The sequence below is a fragment of the uncultured Gimesia sp. genome, from assembly GCF_937910335.1.
GTDB lineage: Bacteria > Planctomycetota > Planctomycetia > Planctomycetales > Planctomycetaceae > Gimesia.
This window is the reverse complement of record NZ_CALEMX010000118.1, coordinates 1-5,096: the sequence shown is the minus strand read 5'-3', so window position 1 is coordinate 5,096 and position 5,096 is coordinate 1. Positions and strand designations below refer to the sequence as shown.

At 44.1% G+C, this 5,096-nt stretch carries 9 protein-coding genes; all 9 read right to left on the bottom strand.

The genetic code is table 11. The annotated features are described in order from the left end of the window. Positions 1-49 precede the first annotated feature (49 nt). The 9 genes from Q0668_RS04700 to Q0668_RS04660 all read right to left on the bottom strand — a co-directional run bounded on the left by Q0668_RS04700 (position 50) and on the right by Q0668_RS04660 (position 4,861). The gene (locus Q0668_RS04700) at positions 50-646 is read right to left on the bottom strand and encodes a hypothetical protein (protein ID WP_298860556.1); all 597 of its coding nucleotides are present in this window, start codon (positions 644-646) and stop codon (positions 50-52) included. Further along, a complete protein-coding gene (locus Q0668_RS04695) occupies positions 639-1,214 on the bottom strand; it encodes a ParB N-terminal domain-containing protein (RefSeq protein WP_298860553.1) in 576 nt (191 codons plus the stop codon). Before Q0668_RS04695 ends, Q0668_RS04700 begins: the two co-directional genes overlap by 8 nt. 114 nt (positions 1,215-1,328) lie before the next feature. Beyond that, positions 1,329-1,805 carry a hypothetical protein gene (locus Q0668_RS04690; RefSeq protein ID WP_298860550.1) on the bottom strand — a complete coding sequence of 159 codons (477 nt, stop codon included), beginning with the start codon at positions 1,803-1,805 and terminating at the stop codon, positions 1,329-1,331. An 81-nt stretch (positions 1,806-1,886) separates the two neighbouring features. Next, positions 1,887-2,096, bottom strand: coding sequence for a hypothetical protein (locus tag Q0668_RS04685; RefSeq protein ID WP_145222801.1), 210 nt, complete (start codon positions 2,094-2,096; stop codon positions 1,887-1,889). 59 nt (positions 2,097-2,155) lie between these two features. Next, positions 2,156-3,007 carry a serine protease gene (locus Q0668_RS04680; RefSeq protein ID WP_298860533.1) on the bottom strand — a complete coding sequence of 284 codons (852 nt, stop codon included), beginning with the start codon at positions 3,005-3,007 and terminating at the stop codon, positions 2,156-2,158. Then, positions 3,004-3,378 (bottom strand): hypothetical protein, encoded by a 375-nt coding sequence (locus tag Q0668_RS04675; protein ID WP_298860530.1) that lies wholly within the window; start codon positions 3,376-3,378, stop codon positions 3,004-3,006. The genes Q0668_RS04680 and Q0668_RS04675 overlap by 4 nt, the downstream gene beginning before the upstream one ends. Next, positions 3,378-3,623 carry a hypothetical protein gene (locus Q0668_RS04670; protein ID WP_298860527.1) on the bottom strand — a complete coding sequence of 82 codons (246 nt, stop codon included), beginning with the start codon at positions 3,621-3,623 and terminating at the stop codon, positions 3,378-3,380. The genes Q0668_RS04675 and Q0668_RS04670 overlap by 1 nt, the downstream gene beginning before the upstream one ends. A 195-nt stretch (positions 3,624-3,818) precedes the next feature. After that, on the bottom strand, positions 3,819-4,160 hold the full coding sequence (locus Q0668_RS04665) for a hypothetical protein (RefSeq protein ID WP_298860523.1): 342 nt from the start codon (positions 4,158-4,160) through the stop codon (positions 3,819-3,821). 122 nt (positions 4,161-4,282) lie between these two features. Beyond that, on the bottom strand, positions 4,283-4,861 hold the full coding sequence (locus Q0668_RS04660; RefSeq protein WP_298860520.1) for a response regulator: 579 nt from the start codon (positions 4,859-4,861) through the stop codon (positions 4,283-4,285). Positions 4,862-5,096 lie beyond the last annotated feature (235 nt).

Here is a 5,096-nt window from a genome sequence, read left to right as displayed (position 1 = left end):
TTTCCGGGCTTAATGGCGATACCGCTAGATTTCATTTCCGGACACCCTGCTAGAGTGCGTCGGATTGGAGCCCTGTTCCCTCACGAACAAAGTCGTTTTTTGGTTCTAACCGCACACCTATATATCGGGCATTACCTGACGAGACTGCTTCAACAGCCTCTACTGCCAAAATATCATACTCACAGCACCTGTTCAAAAAGTAGCTTAACACAATTCCATGCAATTGTAATGCGATTCCGGAAGGTATTTTAAGATTCCCTGTTCCTAAAATTTTTAAAATCTCTTTGTCCGTGCCCATACTGACTTGACCGATAGTCATAAAGACTGTGGTTGGCTTGGAAATATTTGGCAACATAGACATCCAGTGTTTCCAGGGTGACCCATAAGTATCGACGTCAACTACATTTTGAGGCCAGCTGCGTTGCGCCAGAACTCGGACACTATTGAGTTTGAGTCTGCCCTTTTTTGGTTTTAAATCCATTCCCCAATAGCTGTTTAAAGGATGCTCTTTTTTCAAAACGTTCCAAATTGCAGCACTTCCCTGACAGCAATCTATTACATCAGGTGGATCGGGATGGTACTTGTTGAGAAAATGTCTTCGCAGATCTAATTTTGCTTTCAGATTGTAGTTATCAGTTTTAGTCACTTACTGATGTCTCCACGATTGTTGAGTCCATATCAGCCATCTGCTCTATCATTTCAGAGATCAATGCAAAGTGAACCGTGGGGATTCCAACCAACACCCATGACATTTTAGGTGGTGGTTTTACCTCAATTTCTTTGAGAACCGTTTTCTCTAAAACATCCTCAGTGATTCCAATTGACATGGAATCTATCAAATTCCGAAACTCATCTGATTCTGTGCTGATTGAATTCAAGAGACTATCCAGAGCATGCTGTTCTGTTTCAGCCATCAATGCTAGCGAATCGAATGTTGCTAATATTTTGTCTGCTTCTTTCGCAGTTACGTCAAGAATCAAACAGGGTACTTTTTCGTCATCAGCAATATCAACTCGAAGATGACCGTCGATCAATTCAAACTTACCGTTCCTCATTTCACGCATTAAACAGGCAGAAGCAAAACCAATTTCGTTCATAACTGTACGTATTGCAGAACGTTGCTCGTCTGTATGACGTCGCCAGTTCTTTTCATTAACAACCAGTGATGAAGCAGGGATTCGCTTGAGCGACTTAATACGGTCTCTAATCTTCATAGCCTGACCTTATGCTCCACTTTTTTCAAAAATCGTGTCTTCCCATGATCAAATAACGTCTGTCTTCTGGTTATCAGATAATAACCACCATTCACTTGTATTATTCGACGTCAGTCATTCAACCAGTTCCAAATCAAACAACGTGTCAGAGTCAGTACTCGACTGTGTGGCCACTGGCTTTGCTTTCAATGCGTCGGCAATTACCCAGCCGCCAACTGGCACGCCCACACCAGTTGCAATCAATCCCGCGCCCAGTGCCAGCTTTGCAAGAGTTCCCGCCGTGTTGCCTTGTGAGGGCATGTATTGATGCGTTACCCGGTTATCATCACCTATGTGCATTTCTTCGCCCTCGGGACGATTGTTGTCTACGATTTCTTTACCCAACAGCTTTTCGCGTGTGGACATCACCAGAGATTCCACGTTGTTAAATCGGTGGCTGGCTTGCCTCAGGCCTTCCGCTCGTTCCCCTACTTTGATTGACCAGAAGTGTTTCGCTATTCGCTCCTGCCACGTTAGTGGTTTCGTTTCCTCCGTCATCGTCTGTTCTCCATGAATGCACAAGTTGACCGAACGTTCCGCTTTGGAACGCACGATCTAACTCGTTGTTTTGTTCGATCAGGCTGTTATGAAATTCATTGTTCTGCCTGATCAGTTCTTCCAGAGGGTCGACCATTACGCTGCAGCCGGTCCGCCGGGATTCACCTTGGATTGAACTTCACGAATACCGACTGCCTCATCCAGGGTCACCATTCGTTTGTTTTCCAGGTAATCGTAATCGACTACTTTCTGAACCGTCACAAAGTTATTCTGTGCGACAGTTCCCGTCTGCATGAGTTGCGTCAACATGTGGTTGGCAACATTATCAGATAAGTCCACAGCCATCTCCTTTTCTCCTTCACCCTCTATCGGGATTTCGACATCTAAAATATCGCCGTCTGGCATTACTTAGCCTCACTTTGTTTAACGGCTTTAAACCTGAGTTTGATCGGTGATCCGAGCGGGTATGTCTGCTCGCTTAAAACCTGATCGTTAGAACCAATGATCTGAACCGGAATTTGAGTTTTGGTCAGCCGGTCCAGCTTTTCCTGCAATAATGCAATCTTGGTATTGATCTCTGTCAGGTCGGGCTTAGGAACGGGGGGATCAGGCTTTTGCGGTGGAGAAGCCACAATCACCGATCCCCCACAAGCAGGCATCCTTCCGTAAATCCTGATTATCTGTGATCGAATCAAAACAGAGTTGGTGAAAATAGTTGTGCCTCGTGTAGGAACGATCGCACTAATGACTCCCACTACCTGACCATTGGCCAAAATCGGCCCGCCAGAATCGCCTTTCGCTACCATCTTTGAGAAGTAGCGACCATTTCGATTCACTCTGATTTTTGCTTTCAGAGACCGTAAATTGTAGATGCCTTGAGAATATCCGTATGCAGTTGCAACGACTCCGTCAGTCGGCTGGTAGCTGGCTACAGGGAAACATTTGGTAGCTGTAATCGCTTGCGTCTCTACGATGGCATAATCCAGCTTGTCAGTGTATTGCTTGTATACGACCTTACCTGGTAACCACTGCCCGCCATAGCCAATATGAAATGACGTTACGTTGTTGATGACGTGTGCTGCAGTCAAATAAACAGATCGGTTATCGATGTTCCCGATATAAGAACACGCGCCTGTACCTGTGATTTCTTGACATCCATTCGCCGTGCATTGTCGTTCAATGGTTCGAACTGCCAACGCCTGCGCTTGCACAACTGAAGCCATCAACAGCACAAATAGAATTGTGATTGCTCTCATAATTGAATGTACCTTTCCCAAAACAACCAGAAATAATGCCACGGATTTTTCGGAACTTTCCCTTTGTGCCAACTGAAGGCACCCACTCCAAACAATCTCACACGCCGGTAATAAATTCCCGCCCATAACCTGGGTAGATCACACGCTCTCAGGTTCCGATAAAGGGCTTGATCTGCTCGTTTGCGGTCTTTTTTGCAGCCACCCAGTTGATAAGCCCAGTCATGAAAGTGGCACGCAGGACGAATATCTACGCCGCCGAATTCATCTGGAGAGTAACTGCATCCATTCGATTTGAAGGTATCCATGGGCTTGAAGCCTTCCATCTTATTTAGCAGTGATTCGGGTAGATCGGCGTTGGTAATTTCTTTCATCAATTTTCCCCGAAGACTCTGTCTTCTATGCGACTGATGCGTCTTTCATGTGAGTTGACCATTTCAATTAGTAACTCCTTGTTGGAATCGAGTTTTTCATCGATTTCAATGAGTTGATGGCTGTGCTCAAGCAACGTCTTCGCTGTCCATGTGATGGCCCCCACTCCTCCCGCAATAATGGGAGAGAAAACACAAGCAATGACCCAAGCTGGAATGAATATTCCCTTACGAACGGTTTCTGGCATATTGGCCTCAGTAAAAACAGCAGAAAGGTTTGAAGTCTGAGGTTGCTTATGTTCGCGATCGGCGTGCGTGATACAAGGTGAGTTGCATAAAAAAAACACCTGTCGTTGCTCAGAACGACAGGTGTTAAAAAATCACTTGATCAAATAAATTGATTAAGGAGCATCAAAAAAATGCTGGTGTTGTCTCTGAATAGTTCATTGAATTTTTAATGGAAATTCACTGATCGCAAGCTGCTTACTTTTTACTTCGCACAACCTTTTCCAGCCATCGGTTACTAACTTCTCTCTGAGACTGACCTCAGATGAATCAAGCTCACGTTTATCAAATGGCCCCTCTGCTAAAACAGGCTCAAAATCGTTATCAATAATGAATTGCGCCATTGCAGGATTACATCGAATGTGATGTTCGGGCTGCGCCTGTAATTCGTTCTCATTCACTTCGCCAATGATATAGCGCAGGTAGAGGCCGCTGTCTTCGATTTCTTCTACTTCCTGACCACAGACGACACACAGATAACCCTGATCACATTTTGCCATAGCGCACACTTACAAATTCAAAACCACCGGAAATAATCCACGGCGGACAAATCGGGCCATGAAAGAGACATTGATGACGAAAGTGAAATATTACCCTGGATCTCTCAACAAGCGAACAATCATCAAGCTATTTTCAGGTATTTCTTCAAGTTCTCAATTTGTTCCATGAGAATTTGAAGAAATTCTGATGCAGCCTCTTTATTGTCAGCTTCGATGATTTCTTTTACCGATTCTCGAATCTTTTGTGTCGAAGAATATAAATCAAGGGGTGATTCATCTGCCGAGGAGTGAATGACATTTAGCGACATATCATTCAATTCCTGTTTCAACTCCTCTTGATCCAGGGGTTTAAACATAATTTTGGAAAAACCCAGTTCATTCGCGAGTTGAATCCTCTGAAGATTTCGATCTGGAGAATTTTTTTCGGGTCTGAACGCAGTCATCAAAATAAACTGGGGAGCGGGAACAGCTCCACTATCAGAATAGCGTTCTACCAATTGTGCCTTCTGGAATAAGTCGACTCCATCCATACCACTCATCACCAGATCGGTCAGTACGACGTGGATTTCGTTATCTGTTTGAAGATAGTTCAGAGCTTCAAAACCAGAAGATGCTGTAACTACAGGAAAGCCGATTTTCTCCACTAATCGTGCATAATAGTGACACGAATACCCTATATCATCGACGACAAGAACTTTCATGGATCAGCCTGGAAATTTGAGGTATATTGGCTCGACTGCTGTTCATTCTGAGGGAGATAGCGATGAAGCTAATATGTTCCGAACCGATCATTTTCAATTAGCTATACTTACTTAAGAATCGGCATTTCAAGGTTTTAGGCTGTATCATAATTCCAGTTTATTTACTCACAAATGCAACTGTTCAGCTCTTTTGATTCAAGTTTTGAATCGAATCTCCAACAAAACTGCAAATAAG